Source organism: Streptomyces sp. NPDC030862 (genome assembly GCF_055571835.1).
On the sequence record NZ_JBVIEN010000013.1, the window covers coordinates 64,895 to 83,533 of the forward strand.

Below are 18,639 nucleotides of genomic sequence, written 5' to 3' on the forward strand. Positions count from 1 at the left end.
GACACGCGCCGCCCTAGGCGCCGCGGTCGAACTCCGCCAGCGCCTCCGTCAGCCACGCCGTCCAGAACCGCTCCAGCTCGATGCCCCCGCGCAGGACCAGATGACGCAGCCGGTCGGCCTCGGTGGCGCGCCGCTCCGGCGGGAACTGCCGCTCCTCCATCCCGAGGTACTCCTCCAACTGCGCCCGGTGCAACGCCAGATGGCGGCGCAGCTCGTCCGCGAAGCCCTCCGTCCCCACCACCGCCGCCGCGCGCAGCCGCAGCAGCAAGGCGTCCCGGATGGGCTTGGGGTCCTCGGTCCTGCGCACCCACTCGCTCAGGGCCTCACGGCCCGCGGGCAGAACCTCGTACTCCTTCTTCTGCCCACGGGCCGGAGCCTGCGCGGGCAGGGCCCGGATGTGCCCCGCCTGCTCCAGTTTTCCCAGCTCGCGATAGATCTGCTGATGCGTGGCCGACCAGAAGTAGCCGATCGACCGGTCGAACCGGCGGGTCAGCTCCAGACCCGAGGACGGCTTCTCGAGCAGGGCGGTGAGGATCGCGTGCGGGAGTGACATGACCGCATCCTAGGGACGCATACGACCCACGCGACCCACGGGACGCACGCGACCCACGGGACGCACGGTCACAGAGCCGCCGCCAGCCGCGTCCCCTGGTCGATCGCGCGCTTGGCGTCCAGCTCGGCGGCCACGTCCGCGCCGCCGATCAGGTGCGCGGACACCCCGGCCGCCACGAGCTCCTCGTACAGGTCGCGCCGCGGCTCCTGCCCCGTGCAGAGCACGACCGTGTCGACGGGTACGGTCCGGGCCTCGCCGTCCACGGTGATGTGCAGGCCCTCGTCGTCGATCCGCTCGTACACGGCGCCCGCGATCATGGTGACGCCCCGGTGCTTGAGCTCCGTGCGGTGGATCCAGCCCGTCGTCTTGCCCAGCCCCGCGCCGACCTTGGACGTCTTGCGCTGCAGCAGGTGCACGGTGCGCGGCGGCTTCGGGCGCTCGGGGGCGCGCAGTCCGCCGCGCTCCGCGTACGACGTGTCGACGCCCCACTGCCGGAAGTACGTCTCCGGGTCCCGGCTCGCGCCCTCGCCGCCGTCCGTCAGGAACTCCGCCACGTCGAAGCCGATGCCCCCCGCGCCGATGACCGCCACGCGCTCGCCGACCGGCGCGCCGTCGCGCAGCACGTCCAGGTAGCTGACCACGCTTCCGTGGTCGACGCCCTCGATGGCGGGCGTGCGCGGGGTCACCCCGGTCGCGACGACGACCTCGTCGTAGCCGGTGAGCGCCCCGGCGGTGGCGTACGTGCCCAGGCGTACGTCCACGCCGCTCTCGGCCAGCCGCGTACGGAAGTAGCGGAGCGTCTCGTCGAACTCCTCCTTGCCCGGTACCCGCTTGGCGATGTTGAGCTGTCCGCCGATCTCCTCCGCGGCGTCGAACAGCGTGACCTCGTGGCCGCGTTCGGCGGCGCTCACGGCGCAGGCGAGCCCCGCCGGGCCGGCGCCGACCACCGCGACGCGCTTGCGCAGCCGGGTGGGGGAGAGGACCAGCTCGGTCTCGTGGCAGGCGCGCGGGTTGACCAGGCAGGAGGTGATCTTCCCGCTGAAGGTGTGGTCCAGGCAGGCCTGGTTGCAGCCGATGCACGTGTTGATGGCCTCCGGCCGGCCCTGCGCCGCCTTGGCGACGAAGTCGGGGTCGGCGAGGAAGGGCCGGGCCATCGACACCATGTCCGCGCGCCCCTCCGCCAGGATGCGCTCGGCGACCTCGGGGGTGTTGACGCGGTTGCTGGTGATCAGCGGTACGGAGACCGCGCCCATCAGCCGCTGCGTCACCCAGGTGTACGCGCCGCGCGGCACGGAGGTGGCGATGGTCGGGATGCGGGCCTCGTGCCAGCCGATCCCCGTGTTGATCAGCGTCGCGCCGGCCGCCTCGATCTCCTTGGCGAGCGCCACGACCTCCTCCAGGGTCGAGCCGCCCGGCACCAGGTCCAGCATGGAGAGCCGGTAGATGAGGATGAACTCCTCGCCGAGCCGCTCGCGCGTCCGGCGGACGATCTCCAGCGGGAAGCGCGTCCGGTTCTCGTACGAGCCGCCCCACCGGTCGGTGCGGTGGTTGGTGGCGGCCGCGATGAACTCGTTGATCAGATAGCCCTCGGAGCCCATGATCTCGACGCCGTCGTACCCCGCCGACTTCGCCAGCTCGGCGGCGCGCACGTAGTCCTCGATCGTCTGCTCGACCTCGGCGTCGGTCAGCTCGTTCGGTACGAAGGGGCTGATCGGCGCCTGGATCGCGCTGGGCGCGACGAGGTCGCGGTGGTAGGCGTACCGGCCGAAGTGCAGGATCTGCATCGCGATGCGCCCGCCGGCCGCGTGCACCGCGTCCGTCACGACCCGGTGCTTCGCCGCCTCCTCCTCGGTGGTGAGCTTGGCCCCGCCCTCGTACGGCCGCCCCGCGTCGTTCGGCGCGATGCCGCCGGTCACGATCAGGCCCACGCCACCCCGGGCGCGCTCGGCGTAGAAGGCCGCCATGCGCGCGAAACCGTTCTCGGCCTCCTCCAGACCGACGTGCATCGACCCCATGAGCACGCGGTTGGGCAGGGTGGTGAACCCGAGGTCCAGCGGGCTGAGCAGATGCGGGTACGGGCTCGGGCTCTGGCTCCGGCTCTGGGTCGGGGTCATGGGGGCCTCCTCGGCGGGGTGTCGTCGCACCAGTTGTAGACGACGCCGGACGCCTTGTGCAACAAGTTGCATAAGGGTCCCGGCGTGACGTGCGCTACGTGCGGCGCGCCCCCGCCTTGAGGAGCTCGAAGACGGAGGAGAAGCTCTCCGTCCCCTTCCCCTCGGCCGCCCGCCCCTCCAGCAGTGCCTTGAGCGGCTCGTGCACCGCGGAGTCGACGCCGTGCGTCCGGCCGAGCCGCACGAGATGACCGACCGCGACCCGGTTCAGGTCGACGGTGGAGACGCCGTTCGCGTATGAGCCCGAGGCGGCCTCTTCCGCGACCTCCGGCAGGAAGTCCGCCATCCCGCGCAGCCACCCCGCCGCCAGCGGGGCGAAGGCCTCCGGCGCCAGGCCCCCCACGGCGTCGAGCAGCGCGGCCGCGTGCAGGAAGCCGGTGAGCGCGGCGTACCCCGTGCCGAGGAGCGCCAGCGAGTGGATCTCCGCCAGCCCCGCGTCCGCCCCGAGGTAGTGCGCGGTGGCCATCACCTCCAGCGCGGCACGGTGCCGGACGAACGCCTCCTCGACGCCGCTGTAGAGGAAGAAGGCGTCCGGCGTGGCGACCGACTGCGGCAGCGCCATCATCGTGCCGTCCAGGTGCCGCGCGCCCTGCGCCGCCACCCACGCCGCGACCTCCCGCGCCTCCTCCGGCGAGCCGTTCGCCAGGCTCACCACCGTGCGGCCGGACAGCACCGCGGCCGCGGTCGCGAGGGTCTCCCGTACGGCGGCGGCGTCGAGGAGCGGCACGACGACCAGGTCGCCCGCCTCGATCGCCTCCGCCGCGGTCGCCGCCCGTACGGCTCCCTGCGCCACCAGGGCGTCGGCCTTGGCGGCGGTGCGGTTCCACACCGTCGTGCGGTACCCGGCGGCGAGGAACGCCTCGGTGATCGCCGTACCCATGAGGCCGAGCCCCAGGACCGTCACGCGCTCGCGCTCCCGTTCCCGTTCACGCATGGCGGGCGCCCTCCCGCAGGACGCGGGCGACGCTCGCGATGCCGGCCGAGCCGTACCCGTCGGCCGAGGCGCGCTCCAGCAGCGACTTCACCAGCTCCGGCAGCTCCGCGCCGACCCCCTCGGCGCGGCTCGCGAGGACCAGGTGCTCCATCGCCGCCGCGTGCACGTCCACGGTGCCGTCGTCGTCGGGGAAGCGGCCGTCCGCGAGCTGGCGGGCGTGCTCCGTCATCAGGGACGTCACGAAAGGCATGTGACCCGCCGCCACCGCCGCGAACTCCGTCGGCTCCACGCCCGCCGCGCCCGCCAGGGCGACGGCGTGGTGGAAGCCCGCCAGCGCGCCCCAGGCCAGCCCGAACAGTGCCGTGTCGTACACCGCGGCCAGCGCCGGGTCCGCCCTCAGGTGCACGGAGTCACCCAGCGCGCCGAGCACCTCGCGGTGCGCGGCGAAGGCGTCCGCGGACCCGCTGAGGACGAACAGCGCCTCCGGCCGCCCCACCAGCCGCGTCCCGCTCATGGCCGCGCCGTCCAGATACGCGGCGCCGAGCCCCGACGCCAGGCCGGCCATCTCGCGCGCCTCCTCCGGCGTGCCGGACGTCAGGTTCACCAGGACCTTGCCGCGCAGGCCCGCGCCCGCAGCCCCCGCCGCGCTCGCCGGCCGGAGCACGTCGCCGACCGTGCCGTAGTCGGGCAGGCACACCACCACCAGGTCGGCCGCCTCGACGGCCTCGGCGGCAGTCGCCGCCCGGACGGCCCCCTGGACCACCAGGGCGTCGGCCTTGGCGGCGGTGCGGTTCCACACCGTCGTGCGGTACCCGGCGGCGAGGAACGCCTGGGCGAGCCGCGTGCCCATCTGCCCGAGGCCGATCACGGCCACCGCGGCCGGCTCGTCGCTCTCGTACGTGTACGTGTACGTGTACGTGGAGGTGGGGTTGTCCGTCGTCATCGCAGTCTCCTTGAAAGGGCGGGTGGTTCGGTGGGAACAAGGTGCCGACCGGCCCTGTCGGAGTCCTGGCGGATCACTGTCGTTACGGTGTCACCCGTGTACTTCTCCTTACTGGGCCCGCTCACCGTCCTGACGAGCGACGGACGACCGGTCGACATCCCCGAGGCGAAGATCCGCGCGCTCCTCGCCCACCTCCTCGTCCACGCGGGCCGGCCCGTCTCCACGGACCGGCTGGTGGACCACCTGTGGGGCGACCGCCCGCCCCGCAACCCGGCCGGCGCCCTGCAGACCAAGGTGTCCCGCCTGCGCCGCGCCCTCGGGACGGCCGAGCCGGGCGCCGAGGCGCTGGTGGAATCCCGCCCGCCCGGCTACCTCCTGAGGGCGGGCGCCGACGACACGGACGCCGGCCGGTTCGCCGCCCTCGTCACGTCCGCGTACGGCACCGGAGACCCGGCGGCGCGGGCGCGCCTGCTCACGGAGGCCCTCGCGCTCTGGACGGGGGAGGCGTACGCGGGCCTCACCGACGGCGGCGCCGAGGCGGGCGAGGGCGCCGACGCCGACGCCGTACGGAACGCCGCGCACCGGCTGGAGGAGGAGCGGCTCACCGCCCTCGAAGCGCTGGCCGAGACCCGCCTGGAGCTCGGGGAGCACCACGCGCTCGTGGGCGAGCTCGGTGAACTGACCGTCCGGCACCCCTTGCGCGAACGCCTGCGCGCCGCCCACCTGCGCGCCCTGTACCGGGCGGGACGGCAGGCCGAGGCGCTGGCCGCGTACGCCGACCTGCGGGAGCGGCTCGCGGACGAACTGGGCGTGGACCCGGGCCCGGAGCTGGCCGCCCTGCACACGGCGATCCTCCGCCAGGACCCGGAGCTGTCGCCGCCAGGCCAGGGAACTCCGGACCTGCCTGTCCCGGGCCAGGGAACTCCGGACCTGCCCGTCCCGGGCCCGGGAACCGTGGTCGCGGCGCTCCCGCAGGCCGTCCCGCCCGCCGCGTCCGGGCAGCTCACCGACCTCGTCGGCCGGGCCGCCGCCCTCGCCGCCGTACGCGGGCTGCTCACCACCCACCGCCTGGTGACGCTCACGGGACCCGGCGGTGTCGGCAAGACCCGGCTGGCCGAGGAGACGGCCGCGACGCTCACCGCCCCCGGGCGGCCGGACGGACCTGCCGACGACGTCCGGTTCGTCGGCCTCGCCGCATCCGGCGACGTCGGCGAGCAGCTGAGCGCCGCACTCGGGGTCCGCGAGGACGGCGGGCTCGGGCTGGAGGACGCGCTGCGCTCGCGGCGGATGCTCCTCGTGCTGGACAACTGCGAACACGTCGTCGACGCCGTCGCCGACCTGACCCACCGCCTGCTCGCGACCGCCCCCGGGCTGCGCGTCCTGGCCACCAGCAGGGAGCCGCTCGGGGTGCCCGGCGAGGCCGTGTGGACCGTTCCGCCACTGGAACAGGCCGACGCGGAGCGGCTGTTCGCCGCCCGGGCCGCGGCCGCCGTGCCCGGCTTCGCCGTGGGCCCCGACAACGCCGAGGCGGTCGCGACCCTCTGCCGCCGCCTCGACCGGATCCCCCTCGCCCTGGAACTGGCCGCCACCCGGGTGCGCGCCCTCGGCGTGCACGAGCTGGCCGCGCGCCTCGACGACCGGTTCCGCCTGCTGGCCGGCGGCCGGCGCGGCGTACCGCCCCGCCAGCGGACCCTGCGGGCGGTCATCGACTGGAGCTGGGAGCTGCTCGGCGACGACGAGCGCGCCGTCCTGCGCCGGCTCGCCGTCCACGCCGACGGCTGCACCCTGGAGGCCGCGGAGGCGGTGTGCGGCCACGACCGCGACGCGCTCGACCCGCTCGTCCGGCTGGTCGACCGCTCCCTCGTCAGCGTGTCGGATGTTGGCGGGTCGGGCGTCGGCGGGTCGGACGGCCCGGCTCCCCGCTACCGCCTCGCTGAGTCGGTCGCGGCGTACGCCCGCGAGCGCCTGGCCGAGGCGGGTGAGACCGAGGCCGTGAGCCTGCGCCACCACGCGTACTACACCGCGCTCGCCGAGCGGGCCGCCCCCGGGCTCCACGGCCCCGGCCAGCAGCGGTGGCTGGAGCGCCTCGACCGGGAGACGGCCAATCTGCGCGCCGCCCTCGACCACGCCGTACGCCGACGGGAGGCGTCCGACGCGCTGCGGCTCGCCCTCGCCCTGACGTGGTACTGGTTCCTGCGCGGCCGGCTGGGCGAGGCCGTGCGCTCCCTCGCCGAGTGCCTGGCCCTGGCCGACGGGGCCCCCGCCGGCCTCCGCCGGCAGGCCGCCGCCCGGCACGCCGGCTTCACGGTGCTCGCCGGAGGCCACGCCCCGGAACCTGACGACGGAGCCGACGACCGGAGCCGCTGGTTCCTCGGCCACGCGCTGCTGCACAGCGGCGGCGACCTGGCGCGCAGCGAGGACCTGGTCGAGCGCGCCCTGGCCGGCTTCCGCGCCGACGGCGACCGGTGGGGCGTCGCCGCGGCCACCGGCACCCGGGCCTGGCAGGCGCTGCTGCGCGGCGACCTCGACGCCGTACGCGCCCACGGGGAGGAGAGCCTGGCGCTCTTCGGGGAACTCGGCGACCGCTGGGGCCTGCTGTCGACCACGTACCCGATGGCGGCCCTGGCGGAGATCACCGGCGCGTACGAGCGGGCCGCGCGGCTCCACCGGGAGGGGCTGCGCCTCGCCGAGGAGCTCGGCTTCCGGACGGCCGCCGCCGACCGGCTCACCGGGCTCGGCAGGCTCGCCCTCCTGACCGGGGACTTCCGGGACGCGGAGCGGCTCCACGAGCGGGCGCAGCGCCTGGCGGCCGAGGAGGGCTACACCGCGGGGGAGGTCCACGCCGAGATGGGACTGGCCCTCGGCGCGCGGCGCGAAGGCCGCCTCGACCGCGCCGAAACGTATCTGCGCAAGACCCTCGACTGGCACCGCGGGGTCGCCTTCGGCCCCGGCCCCGCCCTGCTGCTGGCCGAGCTCGGCTTCGTCGCCGAGCAGCGCGGCGACGGGCCGGCGGCCCTGGACCTGCACCGCGAGGGCCTCGCCGCCGCCCGCTCCGCCGGCGACCCCCGGGCCCTGGCCCTCGCCTTCGAGGGCCTGGCCGGCGCCCACGCCCTCACCGGCCGCCCGTCCCGCGCCGCCCGCCTCCTCGGCGCGGCGGCCCGCCTCCGGGAGCGGGCCGGGGCACCGCTGCCGGACGCCGAGCGCGCCGACGTCGACCGCGTCACGGCACGCGTCCGGGCGGCGCTGGGCGCTGCGGAGTTCGCCGCCGCCTACGCCACGGGCCTCGGGCAGGGGGCGTGACCGGCGTGAGCTGCGCCGCGCACCCCGGCGGTATCACCATGGAAGGGAGAAACCCCATAGGACGCCCCATACCCCAGGAGCATCGGAGCTCCGCCATGACCCATCTGAAAGCCGGCCGCGACGTCACCGTCCTCGCGGACTGCCTCGAAGTACCCGCGATCGGCTTTCTGCCGGTCAACGCGTTCGTGCTGCACGCTGCGGAGCCGGTCGTCGTGGACACCGGCCTCGGCCTGCCCGACCGCGATTTCCTGGAACTGCTCGGTTCGGCCGTCGACCCCGCCGACGTGCGGTGGATCTGGCTGACGCACCCCGACCGGGACCACACCGGCGGGCTGTTCGCCCTGCTGGAGGCCGCCCCGCGGGCGCGGGTCGTCACCACCTTCGTCGGCGCGGGCATCATGTCCACCGAGCGCCCGCTGCCCCTCGACCGGGTCTTCCTGCTGAACCCCGGGCAGTCCCTGGACGTCGGCGACCGCACGCTCGCGGCGTTCCGGCCACCGCTCTACGACAGCCCCGTGACGGTGGGCTTCTACGACGACCGCTCGCGCACCTGCTTCACCTCCGACTGCTTCGGCGCGCCGATGCCCAGCGCGGACCTCGCCGACGGCGGCACCGCCGACGCGGTCGCTCCTGAAGACCTGCGCGCCGGGCAGCTGCTGTGGGCCACCGCCGACAGCCCGTGGGTGCACAACGTGGACGTCGACAAGTACCTCGCGACGATCCGGCCGGTGCGGGAGATGGACCCGGAGGTGGTGCTCAGCACGCACCTGCCACCGGCCACCGGGCTCACCCCCCTGATGATCGACACGATCAGCGGCGCGCCGGGCGCCGACCCGTTCATCGGCCCGGACCAGCAGGCGCTGGAGCAGATGCTGGCCGGTTTCGAGCCCTCCGCGGCGGAAGGCAGGGGAGTCCCCGCCGACGCCCCGGCACCCGTGCCGGGCCCGCCCACCTGAGCCCCGCCCACCTGAGCCCCGCCACACCGCCGTGCCGCCGTACCGCTGGGCCTAGGCGCCCCGTACCGCCGCCGCCCACTCCTCCAGCTCCTCCGGCGTGCGCGGACCCTGCTCGGCCGCGCCCAGCAGGCCCCGGTCCCGCAGCACCCGGGCCACCGCCATGCCCCACGGGCGGCGCAGCCGGGCCGCGTCCAGCAGGGCGGCGTCCGCGAGGAGCTCGGCCACCGGGCCGGTGCGCAGGCCGTCCGGGGTGAGCACCGCCGCGTCGTCCGCCCAGCGCAGCGCCAGGTCCACGTCGTGCGTGGCCATCACGACCGTCGTACCGGACTCCCGCAGCCGGTCCAGCACCTCCAGCAGCCGCTCCTGGCCGTGCGGGTCGAGGCCCGCCGTCGGCTCGTCGAGGATCAGCACCCGGGGCCGCATGGCGACCGCGCCCGCGATCGCCGCCCGCTTGCGCTGCCCGTGCGACAGCAGATGCGTCGGCCGGTCCTCCAGCGCCGTGATGTCCAGCGCCTCCAGGGCCTCGCGCACCCGCTCCCGCACCTCCGGCTCCGAAAGCCCCAGGTTCATCGGACCGAAGGACACGTCCTGCCCCACCGACGCCGCGAACAGCTGGTCGTCGGGGTCCTGCACCACCAGCTGCACGGTCGTCCGCAGCCGGGTCAGCCCCGCCCTGTCGTACGACACGTCCTCGCCCGCCAGCCGCAGCCGCCCGCTCACGCACCGCAGGCCACCGCTCAGCAGCCGCAGCATCGTCGTCTTGCCGCTGCCGTTGCGGCCGAGCAGCGCGATCGCGCGCCGCTCCGGTACGGCGAAGTCGATGCCCGACAGCACGGCGGGCCCGTCGTCGTAGGCGAATCCCGCACCGACCAGTTCCACGACGGCGTCACGATGCATGGTCACGGCAGGAACCTTTCGAGTACGAGGGTGAGGGCGACGAGCCCCGCGAGCAGGGCGCCCGTCGCGGCCAGGAACCGGCGGGAGACCGCCGCCTCCGGCACCAGCACGCGCAGCGTGCCGTCGTAACCGCGCCCGGCCAGCCCGGTCTGGAGGCGCGCCGCCCGGTCGAAGGCGCGGACGAACGCCGTCGCGCCGAGGCCCGCCAGCGACCGCCAGGCGGCCGCCCGGCTGGTCAGCCCGAGCCGCGCCGCCTGCGCCTCCCGGATCCGCCGCACGGCGTCCAGCAGCAGGAAACTGATCCGGTACATCACCAGGGCCACATCCACGACCGGCGCGGGCACCCCCGCCCGCACGAGCCGGGGCAGCACGTCCGAGACCGGCGTGGTGAACGCGAACAGCAGCACCCCGAGCGACGCCGCCGACGTCCGCAGCAGCAACCGCCCGGCGTGCACCGGCCCGTCCGGCGCGAGCGCCACCCACCCCTCGGCCCCGCCGACCTGGAACAGCAGCGGAACCGCCCCCGTGACGCAGAAGCCCAGCGGGACGCGGAACGCGCGCCACAGCTGCCGGCGCCCGACACCGGCCGGACCCAGCAGCACGGCGAGGGTGGCGGCGGCCACCAGCACGGCCCCCGGCCACGGCGGCAGACAGATCGCGAGGACCGTCAGACCGAAGCCGAGCACGGCCTTCTCGCACGGGTGACGGCGGCGCCAGCGGCTGCTGTGCGCCGCCGCGTCGATCGGCAGCACCGGCGGTTACTCGACCGTCGTCTCGGCGACTTCGGCCGTGCGAGCGGTGTCGGCGGTACCGGCGGTCCGGTCCAGCGCCTGCGCCTCACCCTGCCTGCGGCCGCGCCGCAGCCCGAAGTAGTACGCCAGCACGCCCGCCCCGATGGCCGCCTGGAGCGCGAACAGCGCCGACTCGATCTCCCCCGACGGCGGCTCGTACAGCGGGCTGAACCACGGCTCGTAATCCGGCTTCAGCTCGGTGATGGCCGTCTCGGCCTGCGCGTCCGCGCCCGCGAACGGCTCCTCCTTGTGGTCGCCCATGCCCAGCGCGAGCGGGAGCACGGCGAGCGCCACGACGACGAGCAGCAGCAGCGTGTTGATCTTCGCGTTACGGCTCATCGGGCCACGGCCTCCTTCTTCACGGAACGCGCCGGCAGCACGCCGAGCCGGGCCAGGTCGCCCTTGCTGGACTGCGTCAGCAGCCGCATCACCAGGACGGTCAGCAGGCCCTCGCTCACGGCCAGCGGCAGCTGCGTGACCGCGAAGATGGAGCCGAACTTCGCCAGCGCCCCGGCGAAGCCGCTCGCCGGGTCGGGGAAGGCCAGCGCGAGCTGGACGCTGGTGACGCAGTACGTGGACAGGTCGGCGACGAACGCCCCGAAGAACACGCTCACCATCAGCGGCACGCCGGAGCGGCGCAGCAGCCAGTACGTCCCGAAGCCCGCCCACGGCCCGACGACCGCCATCGAGAAGGCGTTGGCGCCGAGCGTGGTGAGTCCGCCGTGCGCCAGCAGCAGCGCCTGGAAGAGGAGCGTGATGGTGCCGAGCACCGCCATGATCGGCGGCCGGAACAGGATCGCGCCCAGCCCCGTCCCCGTGGGGTGGGAGCAACTGCCCGTCACGGACGGCAGTTTCAGGGCGGACAGGACGAAGGTGAAGGCGCCGGACGCGCCGAGCAGGAGAGTCGATTCGGGGTGGGCCTTGACCTCGCGGGTCAGGGCGCGGACGCCGTGGGCGACGAAGGGAGCGGCGGCGACGGTCCAGGCGACCGCGTGCACAGGGGGCAGGTACCCCTCGGCGATATGCATGATGTGGGAGACCCTCTCCAGCACCTCGTGGATGGACAACGCGCCCTGGCCGGTCTCCTGGCTGACGGGTCATGCAACGCCGCGGCTCCGCCTTCCCGGACACCACGGTCTCCCGCGGTGTTCCAGTGGCTTCCCGGGGTGGTTTCCCCGGGAGTGGAGCCGGACTTCCCGATCACAGTGGCGAGGGCCGCACCGGTACCGCACCGGTTTCCCGTACACCAAGGCCCTGCGACACTAGTGCGTTGACCAGGTACATCACAACCCGTCCCGCCATCGGTCACTCCTTGCGATAGCCGTACGCCTCCGACGCGGCCGCCACCACGGCCTCCAGGTCGCCGCCCGCCGAGGCGGTGACGACGGCCGCCACCGCGCCCTCCACGAAGGGCGCGTCGACCAGCCGCGTGCCCTCGGGGAGCTCGTCGCCCTCCGCGAGCAGCGCCTTCACCGTCAGTACGGCGCTGCCGAGGTCGACGAGGACGGCGACGCCCGCCCCGGCGTCGACCGACGCCGCCGCCTCGGCGATCAGCTCGGCGCTGGTGCCGAGACCGCCGTCCGGGGTGCCGCCCGCGGGGACCACGGGCGCGGTCCCGCCGCCGCCCGCGAGGCCCTTGGCCAGCTCGGCGACGGACGACGCGACCGCCGCGCTGTGCGAGACCAGCACGATGCCCACGGGCCCGGCGCTCATCGGGAGGCCTCCGCTTCCGCCAGCGCCGCGATCAGCAGGGCGGAGGACGCCGCGCCCGGGTCCTGGTGTCCGACACTGCGCTCCCCGAGATAGCTGGCCCGGCCCTTGCGCGCCTGCATCGGTACGGTCCCGAGGGCACCCTCCTCGGCGGCCCGCGCGGCCGCGCCGAAGGCCTCGTCCGCCGTGCCGTCCGCTGCGGTGGCCAGCGCCTCGACGGCCGGCTCCAGCGCGTCGAGCATCGTCTTGTCACCGGTCTTCGCCCCGCCGAGCTGCGCCACCGCGGCCACGCCCGCGCGCAGCGCCTCGGCCAGCAGACCGGGCGTCACCTCGGCGGTGTCGCCCAGGGCCTTGCCGGCGCGCCGCAGCAGCGTGCCGTACAGCGGCCCCGACGCGCCGCCCACGGTCGAGATCAGCTGCCGCCCGGCGAGCATGAGCACCGCGCCGGGAGCCGCGGGCGGCTCCTTGTCCAGCACCTCGGCCACCGCCGCGAACCCGCGCCGCAGGTTGGCCCCGTGGTCGGCGTCGCCGATGGCCGCGTCCAGCTCGGTGAGCCGGTCCGCCTCGCGCTCCACGGCCGCGGCAGCGGCCGCCATCCAGCGCCGGAAGAACTCCACGTCGAGCGTCACGGGCATCACGTCCTCACATCCCCCAGCGCAGGGCGGCCGTCCGCACCGGCGCGTCCCACAGTCGCAGCAACTCCTCGTCGGCCTCGCACAGCGTGACCGAGCAGCCCGCCATGTCCAGCGACGTCACATAGTTCCCGACGAGGGTACGGGCCACCGGCACACCGCGCTCGCGCAGCACCCGGTGCACCTCGGCGTTGAACCCGTACAGCTCCAGCAACGGCGTCGCACCCATGCCGTTGACCAGCAGCAGCACCGGTCCGCCGGGCCGCAGGTCCTCCAGGACGGCGTCGACGGCGAAGTCGGCGATCTCCCGCGACGTCATCATGGCCCGACGCTCGCGCCCCGGCTCGCCGTGGATGCCGACGCCCAGCTCCAGCTCGCCCGGCGGCAGGTCGAACGTCGGCCCGCCCTTCGCGGGCGTACTGCACGCGCTCAACGCCACCCCGAAGCTGCGTGACGCGGCGTTCACCCGGCGCGCGATGGCCTCCACGCGCTCCAGTGGCGCACCCTCCTCGGCGGCCGCACCGGCGATCTTCTCCACGAACAGGGTGGCCCCGGTCCCGCGCCGCCCGGCCGTGTACGTACTGTCGGCCACGGCCACGTCGTCGTCCACGAGCACCTTGGCGACCTGGATGCCCTCGTCCTCGGCGAGCTCGGCCGCCATCTCGAAGTTCAGCACGTCGCCGGTGTAGTTCTGCACGACGAAGAGCACACCGCGTCCGCTGTCCACGGCCGCCGCGGCCCGCACCACCTGATCAGGCACGGGACTCGTGAACACTTCCCCCGCCGCTGCCGCCGCCAGCATCCCCGCCCCGACGAACCCGGCGTGCAACGGCTCGTGCCCGGACCCGCCCCCCGACACCAACGCCACCTTCCCCTCGACCGGGGCGTCACGCCGCACGACGATCCGGCTCTCCACGTCCACGGTCAGCTCGGGATGCGCGGCCGCGATCCCGCGCAGCGCGTCGGGGACGACGGTCTCGGGCACATTGATGAGCATCTTCAACGGTGTCTCCCAGCGTGATGACGTCGGCGGGCCGGTGGCGGCTCGATACCGACTTTACTGATGGCGTGTCAGCTGTCGGTATGAGCGGTGAGCGGTGCCGAGCCACTCGGCCCCTTCGTGGCAGCCTCGGGAGAACAGGGGCTCCCGGGTGTGTAGAAGCTGAGATTGAGCCGGGCTCCGGGGGCTGTGACGGGTTCGGCGAGGCAGGTCGTGAGTCGGCCGGGTCCGTGAATGGCGTGGCGGACGGGAAGCTCGGAGCCGTCGAAATCGGGGATGGGGGCCACGGCATGTTCTCGGTAGAGCGGTCCGGCCACCGGGTCGTTGAGGACGTCGTACGCGAGACGACCAAGTGCCGGATTGTCCGGGCGGAGCTCCACGCTGTGCTTCAGGTGCGGCATCATGGCCGGCGCCCAGTGGGTCTCCCAGTGCATCATGACGTCGGTGCGCGCCTCGAGGTCCAGGAGAAGCCAGCGCATGATGTTGGCGGGGGCTTGTCCGCGAGGGAAGAGGCGCCGGAAGTCCTCGTTGTGGGCGACGATGTTCCATTCGGCGTCGCTGACGTACGCCAACGCGCCGTGGACGTGGTTGGTGACCCGCTGCCACGCTCCTGCTATGGACGTCCCCGAGCTGCCGTGCAGGGCATGAGGCGGGCTCTCCTTGCGGGTGATCAGCCACAGGAACACCCACTCCTGTTCGTCCAGTCGCAACGTCCTGGCGACCGCGGTGAGGAGATCGGCACCGGGGCAGTTGAGCTGACCGTTCTCGAACCGGTTGTACGTGCCCGGGGTGCGCGTGAGCAGCACGTCCATCTGCTCCTGACTCAGACCGGCGGCGCGCCGACCGGGACCGGGCCCGCGCTTGGGGAACCCCATCGTCACAGGGTCGATCGCGGCTCGGCGCGCCTGAAGGATCCCCTTGAGACGGCCCCGGTCACTGGCCGACAGCTTCATCCGGCACCTTCCACTCGGGCTGTGCCCGGGCAGCACCCAGGGCGGCCCCATTATCTGCACTCACAGACCCTGGAAATAATGATCACTCAATGCGAGACTCACCTCCGGAGCCGCCCGCTGCCCGCGACGCCGTGAGGCGCATGGCCCGGCACAGCGGTTCGGACCGCCTGGACCCCGCAGGGCCCGTTCCCTGACCGGCACGTGCCGAGGGGCCGACAGACACACCTTGTGGAGACCACCTTCATGTATCCGAGACCACGCCGACGACGCGTGCTCGCCGCTGTTTCCGTGCTGTTGCTCGGCGCGCTCCTGTCGCCGGCGGCGACGGCAAGCGCCTTCCCCGCAGCGCCCGAGGCTCCGGAGCCTCCCCGGATCAACCTGGTTCTCGACCTGTCCGGGTCGATGAACGAGAACGACGCCGGCGGGCAGACCCGTCTGGCCGCCGCCAAGCAGGCGGTCACCCGGATCATCGAGACAGCCCCCGAACAGGCCCCGCTGGGACTGCGCGTCTACGGCGCCACGTATCCCGGGCAGGACAAGAAACAAGGCTGCGCCGACACGCAGCAGGTCCTGCCGGTCGCTCCGATGGACCGGGCGGCGCGTGACGACGCCAAGAAGCGGGTCGAGGGCTTCAAGGCGGTCGGGTTCACACCGATCGGTGTCTCGCTCCGCGAAGCCGCCAAGGACCTCGGCGCGAGCGGCAAGCGCCGGATCGTGCTGGTCTCGGACGGTGACGACACCTGTACGCCGCCGCCTCCGTGCGAGGTGGCCCGCGAGCTCAAGGCGCAGGGCATCGACCTCGCCGTGGACGTGGTCGGGTTCCGGACGCCCTCCTCGGCACGTGCGCAGCTGAAGTGCATCGCGGACGTGACCGACGGGTCGTACGCGGACGCCGAGGACGCCGACTCGCTGACCGACAATCTGGGCACCCTGTTCCGCAAGGCGTGGCGGACCTACCACGCCACCGGAAAGCCGGTCGAGGGTTCCCTCGACGGCTGCCAGAATGCTCCGCTGGTCACGCCCGGCCAGTACCTGGACAAGTTCACCGGGGGGCGCGACCTCTACTACAAGGTCAAGAAGCGGCCGGACCAGCTGCTCCAGGTGAGCGCCACCGCCGTGGCCGAGGAGGGGTACTCGCGCGGTTCCATCATCGTCGTCGCGGCGGGCCCTCCGGGCGACGGCGAACCCCGCGACTGGCTCCGGGAGTTCGACCAGTCCATGGGGTGGGCGAACATCATCACCACCGGAGGCCGCAGCAAGCCCGGAGCAGACAACGAGAAGGCCGCGCCGGACGACATCGGCTGCATCATGGTCGAGAACAAGGTGACCGATTCCGGCGACAAGCCGATGCCCGTCGAACTCCTCGTCGGCATCGCCGACAAGACGACCCAGGGGGCCGGCGCGCGGACTCCGGAGCCCCGCACCGGGGCCGACGCCGAAGGCGGCTTCTCCTTCAACAGCGCCACGCCGATCGGACCGGGTACCCACCGGCAGTCCATCGCCGTGGGTGAAGCCCCCTTCTGGCGGGTGGACCTGAAGGCGGGCCAGAAACTGACGGTCAAGGCCGGCGTGGCCCTCCCGGACGACTTCCCCAACTCCGGCACCAGCGGGTGGAGCGTCACCATCTACAACGCCCAGCGCAAGCCGACGCGGTGCAACGAGGCCCACGACTTGACCGAACTCCTCTCGGGCAGGACCGGGCACGTCGAGCGGGTCTGCGGGCCCTGGGAGATCACCGAGCAGGACGACGCGAAGAGCTCCGACCCCAACGGCTACGACGTGCCCGGCACGTACTACATCCAGGCGCAGGTCGCCGAGCCGCACCCCGAGGCGAAGGGCATGATCGTACCGATGTCGCTGACCGTGGACATCTCCGGCACCCCGCGCTCCGGGAACAGCCCGGTGTTCTACTTCGGTGACGACGCCGCCCAGGGGCCCTCGCCGTCCGGTGCGAACGGGAAGGGCGTACAGGGCGGGACCGGCGGCGCGACGGCTGCCCCCGAGGACGACGACTCCGCTGTGGACATGCTCGTGCCGGCGGTCGGCGTCGGCGCCGGGGTCCTCCTGCTCGGCGGCATCGCCTTCTATGCCCTCAGGCGCCGCGGGGCAGCCTGACGCCGGTGCTTGGCCAGGTGAGACGACCGGGCCAAGCGCTCCGGCGTACTGATGGCTCACGCGTGCGGGTCGGGTGAAGCAACCGCCTTACGGGACACGGACGACGGTCTCGCACCGTACGGCGATGTCGTTGCCCGCTTCGCCGTCGCAGAGGTCGGTGTTCCGGCCTCCGTCGAGCCGGTCGTTCGCCGGGCCCGCCCGGAGTGTGTCGTTCCCGGACCCGCCCTTGAGGAGGTCCTTGCCGCCTACCGTCCCCACCGTCCTGTCGGTGTCGAAGTTGACGTTGTCGCCGAAGATCGTGTCGTCCCCGCCACGGCCCCGGATCACGTCGTCGCCGGCCTCCGTCACACGGTCGGAGGCACTGTCGCCGATGAGGAGCTCGCCCGCTGCGCCACCGATGATGCGGTCGTCGCCGGCACCGCTCGCCGTATCGGCCGGGCCGGAGGCGTGGTCGCCGATGGCGAGGACGCCACCGTCCGCGCCGAAGTCCAACAGATCGTCGCCGCCGGTCCCGCTCGCGTCCAGGTCGGCGTTGCTGTCGCCGACCATCGCGTCGAGTCCCGGGCCTCCATGGATGACGTCGTCACCGGCACCGGTGGCGTTGCCGGTGAACGCGATGCTGTCTCCCGTCACGCGGTCGCTGCCGGGCCCGCAGTCGATCCGGTCGCGGCCACCCCCGGAAGCGTCGCCGTCGAGGGTGGCGCTGTCGCCACTGGCGATGTCGTCGCCCTGCCCCAGAACCAACAGGTCGTCCCCTCCGCCGACCACGTCCCCGGCTTCGCTGAAGCGGTCGCCACGGACCTGGTCGTCGCCGGCGCCGGCGTCGAGCTTGTCGTTGCCGACGCCCCCGATGACCACGTCGTCGCCGGCGCGTGCGCAGATGCGGTCGTGGCCACCCCTGCCGTCGATGGTGTCCGCACCCGAGGAGCCGACGATGACGTCGTCTCCCGGTGTCCCGTTGATCGATCCCGAGCCGGTGATGGTCGCCGGCCGGCCGAAGCAGGTCGCCTTGGCCTGCTCCGCAGTGGCCGCGGGGAGCCCCAGCGTGAGCAGTGCTGCCGTGGCGAGCCCGGTCGTGACAAGCCTGCGGCATGCCGGGCGGGACCATCCGTCCACCAACGGTGGGTGAGCGAGGCGGTTCATGATCATGCGTGATCTCCGGTTGTCGGGCGCCGGCGTCCAGTCGGTGCCGGGAGGGCGGCGGGATGGATCACCTTGGCGCTTCCCGAGACCGTCCGGAGATAGTCACTTAATGTGCATATACGACCGTAAGGGAGCAAGCTCCTACGGGAGGGCAGCGGGCGCCACGGCCCGGCTCTACGCACCTGGCGGGAGAGGCCCTGGCTGCGCCTTCCGGCCCGCACCGGGGTCGCTCGCTCGGCGTCAGAAGATCGTCAAGGCCGGCCTCGCGGCCGTCAATGAGGCGTCAACAACAGTCACACCACGCCAAAAAGGCGTTTTCCTCTAGAGGTCCGATTTTCATCCGAACCTCTTCGGGAGCTCACGATGGCCGACGTGGCCTTCGTCGTCGCCACGGTCGCGGTCTTCGCGCTGGTGGCGTTCATCGCCAAGGGGGTGGCGAAGCTGTGACTGCCGAGAACATCGTCGGTCTCATCGTGGCCGCCGCCCTGCTGGGCTACCTCGTCCTCGCCCTCCTCAAGCCGGACAGGTTCTGAGTACGCCG

17 protein-coding genes and 1 riboswitch are annotated in these 18,639 nt (G+C 73.7%); of the genes, 4 read left to right on the forward strand and 13 right to left on the reverse strand.

Annotation, left to right across the window (positions count from 1 at the left end):
• Positions 1 to 13: 13 nt before the first annotated feature.
• The 4 genes from ACZ42X_RS29870 to ACZ42X_RS29885 all read right to left on the reverse strand — a co-directional run bounded on the left by ACZ42X_RS29870 (position 14) and on the right by ACZ42X_RS29885 (position 4,601).
• Positions 14 to 553 (reverse strand): PadR family transcriptional regulator, encoded by a 540-nt coding sequence (locus ACZ42X_RS29870; protein ID WP_468296471.1) that lies wholly within the window; start codon positions 551 to 553, stop codon positions 14 to 16.
• Between the two features lie 68 nt (positions 554 to 621).
• Positions 622 to 2,667 carry an FAD-dependent oxidoreductase gene (locus ACZ42X_RS29875; protein ID WP_468296473.1) on the reverse strand — a complete coding sequence of 682 codons (2,046 nt, stop codon included), beginning with the start codon at positions 2,665 to 2,667 and terminating at the stop codon, positions 622 to 624.
• Between the two features lie 94 nt (positions 2,668 to 2,761).
• The gene (locus ACZ42X_RS29880; protein WP_468296476.1) at positions 2,762 to 3,658 is read right to left on the reverse strand and encodes an NAD(P)-dependent oxidoreductase; all 897 of its coding nucleotides are present in this window, start codon (positions 3,656 to 3,658) and stop codon (positions 2,762 to 2,764) included.
• A complete protein-coding gene (locus ACZ42X_RS29885) occupies positions 3,651 to 4,601 on the reverse strand; it encodes an NAD(P)-dependent oxidoreductase (RefSeq protein ID WP_468296478.1) in 951 nt (316 codons plus the stop codon). The genes ACZ42X_RS29880 and ACZ42X_RS29885 overlap by 8 nt, the downstream gene beginning before the upstream one ends.
• Before the next feature lie 96 nt (positions 4,602 to 4,697).
• Between ACZ42X_RS29885 and ACZ42X_RS29890 the strand changes: the two genes are divergently transcribed.
• Together ACZ42X_RS29890 and ACZ42X_RS29895 are read left to right on the forward strand one after the other, a co-directional pair.
• A complete protein-coding gene (locus ACZ42X_RS29890) occupies positions 4,698 to 7,901 on the forward strand; it encodes an AfsR/SARP family transcriptional regulator (protein ID WP_468296481.1) in 3,204 nt (1,067 codons plus the stop codon).
• 95 nt (positions 7,902 to 7,996) lie between these two features.
• Positions 7,997 to 8,857, forward strand: coding sequence for an MBL fold metallo-hydrolase (locus tag ACZ42X_RS29895; RefSeq protein ID WP_468296483.1), 861 nt, complete (start codon positions 7,997 to 7,999; stop codon positions 8,855 to 8,857).
• A 51-nt stretch (positions 8,858 to 8,908) separates the two neighbouring features.
• Here ACZ42X_RS29895 and ACZ42X_RS29900 read toward each other — a convergent pair whose 3' ends face one another.
• The 8 genes from ACZ42X_RS29900 to ACZ42X_RS29935 all read right to left on the reverse strand — a co-directional run bounded on the left by ACZ42X_RS29900 (position 8,909) and on the right by ACZ42X_RS29935 (position 14,762).
• Positions 8,909 to 9,754: an energy-coupling factor ABC transporter ATP-binding protein gene (locus ACZ42X_RS29900; protein WP_468296726.1), complete on the reverse strand. Its 846-nt coding sequence runs from the start codon at positions 9,752 to 9,754 to the stop codon at positions 8,909 to 8,911.
• Positions 9,755 to 9,756: 2 nt separating this feature from the next.
• Positions 9,757 to 10,506 carry a cobalt ECF transporter T component CbiQ gene (gene cbiQ, locus ACZ42X_RS29905; RefSeq protein WP_361425335.1) on the reverse strand — a complete coding sequence of 250 codons (750 nt, stop codon included), beginning with the start codon at positions 10,504 to 10,506 and terminating at the stop codon, positions 9,757 to 9,759.
• A gap of 6 nt (positions 10,507 to 10,512) precedes the next feature.
• Positions 10,513 to 10,884: an energy-coupling factor ABC transporter substrate-binding protein gene (locus ACZ42X_RS29910; protein ID WP_468296486.1), complete on the reverse strand. Its 372-nt coding sequence runs from the start codon at positions 10,882 to 10,884 to the stop codon at positions 10,513 to 10,515.
• Positions 10,881 to 11,573 carry an energy-coupling factor ABC transporter permease gene (locus ACZ42X_RS29915; RefSeq protein WP_468296729.1) on the reverse strand — a complete coding sequence of 231 codons (693 nt, stop codon included), beginning with the start codon at positions 11,571 to 11,573 and terminating at the stop codon, positions 10,881 to 10,883. Before ACZ42X_RS29915 ends, ACZ42X_RS29910 begins: the two co-directional genes overlap by 4 nt.
• A 30-nt stretch (positions 11,574 to 11,603) precedes the next feature.
• A riboswitch (cobalamin riboswitch) is annotated at positions 11,604 to 11,811 on the reverse strand.
• A gap of 39 nt (positions 11,812 to 11,850) precedes the next feature.
• Positions 11,851 to 12,258, reverse strand: coding sequence for a dihydroxyacetone kinase phosphoryl donor subunit DhaM (dhaM, locus tag ACZ42X_RS29920; protein ID WP_468296489.1), 408 nt, complete (start codon positions 12,256 to 12,258; stop codon positions 11,851 to 11,853).
• Positions 12,255 to 12,890: a dihydroxyacetone kinase subunit DhaL gene (dhaL, locus tag ACZ42X_RS29925; protein ID WP_468296732.1), complete on the reverse strand. Its 636-nt coding sequence runs from the start codon at positions 12,888 to 12,890 to the stop codon at positions 12,255 to 12,257. The genes dhaM and dhaL overlap by 4 nt, the downstream gene beginning before the upstream one ends.
• Positions 12,891 to 12,897: 7 nt before the next feature.
• Positions 12,898 to 13,890: a dihydroxyacetone kinase subunit DhaK gene (gene dhaK, locus ACZ42X_RS29930; protein ID WP_468296492.1), complete on the reverse strand. Its 993-nt coding sequence runs from the start codon at positions 13,888 to 13,890 to the stop codon at positions 12,898 to 12,900.
• A 68-nt stretch (positions 13,891 to 13,958) separates the two neighbouring features.
• The gene (locus tag ACZ42X_RS29935; protein WP_468296494.1) at positions 13,959 to 14,762 is read right to left on the reverse strand and encodes an MmyB family transcriptional regulator; all 804 of its coding nucleotides are present in this window, start codon (positions 14,760 to 14,762) and stop codon (positions 13,959 to 13,961) included.
• 321 nt (positions 14,763 to 15,083) lie between these two features.
• On the opposite strand from ACZ42X_RS29935, the gene ACZ42X_RS29940 reads away from it, so the two are divergent.
• A complete protein-coding gene (locus ACZ42X_RS29940; RefSeq protein ID WP_468296497.1) occupies positions 15,084 to 16,955 on the forward strand; it encodes a vWA domain-containing protein in 1,872 nt (623 codons plus the stop codon).
• 87 nt (positions 16,956 to 17,042) lie between these two features.
• Here ACZ42X_RS29940 and ACZ42X_RS29945 read toward each other — a convergent pair whose 3' ends face one another.
• Positions 17,043 to 18,071, reverse strand: a complete 1,029-nt coding sequence (locus ACZ42X_RS29945; protein ID WP_468296500.1) for a calcium-binding protein — start codon at positions 18,069 to 18,071, stop codon at positions 17,043 to 17,045.
• A 470-nt stretch (positions 18,072 to 18,541) separates the two neighbouring features.
• Here ACZ42X_RS29945 and kdpF point away from each other — a divergent pair, with 470 nt between their 5' ends.
• Positions 18,542 to 18,631, forward strand: a complete 90-nt coding sequence (gene kdpF / locus ACZ42X_RS29950; protein ID WP_468296503.1) for a K(+)-transporting ATPase subunit F — start codon at positions 18,542 to 18,544, stop codon at positions 18,629 to 18,631.
• The last annotated feature ends 8 nt before the right edge of the window (positions 18,632 to 18,639 follow it).

Coding starts and splice junctions, on each gene's coding strand:
- ACZ42X_RS29870 (WP_468296471.1), bottom strand. CDS start 553: ATGTCACTCCCGCACGCGATCCTCACCGCCCTGCTCGAGAAGCCGTCC.
- ACZ42X_RS29875 (WP_468296473.1), bottom strand. CDS start 2,667: ATGACCCCGACCCAGAGCCGGAGCCAGAGCCCGAGCCCGTACCCGCAT.
- ACZ42X_RS29880 (WP_468296476.1), bottom strand. CDS start 3,658: ATGCGTGAACGGGAACGGGAGCGCGAGCGCGTGACGGTCCTGGGGCTC.
- ACZ42X_RS29885 (WP_468296478.1), bottom strand. CDS start 4,601: ATGACGACGGACAACCCCACCTCCACGTACACGTACACGTACACGTAC.
- ACZ42X_RS29895 (WP_468296483.1), top strand. CDS start 7,997: ATGACCCATCTGAAAGCCGGCCGCGACGTCACCGTCCTCGCGGACTGC.
- ACZ42X_RS29900 (WP_468296726.1), bottom strand. CDS start 9,754: ATGCATCGTGACGCCGTCGTGGAACTGGTCGGTGCGGGATTCGCCTAC.
- ACZ42X_RS29910 (WP_468296486.1), bottom strand. CDS start 10,884: ATGAGCCGTAACGCGAAGATCAACACGCTGCTGCTGCTCGTCGTCGTG.
- ACZ42X_RS29915 (WP_468296729.1), bottom strand. CDS start 11,573: ATGCATATCGCCGAGGGGTACCTGCCCCCTGTGCACGCGGTCGCCTGG.
- dhaM (WP_468296489.1), bottom strand. CDS start 12,258: ATGAGCGCCGGGCCCGTGGGCATCGTGCTGGTCTCGCACAGCGCGGCG.
- dhaL (WP_468296732.1), bottom strand. CDS start 12,890: ATGCCCGTGACGCTCGACGTGGAGTTCTTCCGGCGCTGGATGGCGGCC.
- ACZ42X_RS29935 (WP_468296494.1), bottom strand. CDS start 14,762: ATGGGGTTCCCCAAGCGCGGGCCCGGTCCCGGTCGGCGCGCCGCCGGT.
- ACZ42X_RS29940 (WP_468296497.1), top strand. CDS start 15,084: ATGTATCCGAGACCACGCCGACGACGCGTGCTCGCCGCTGTTTCCGTG.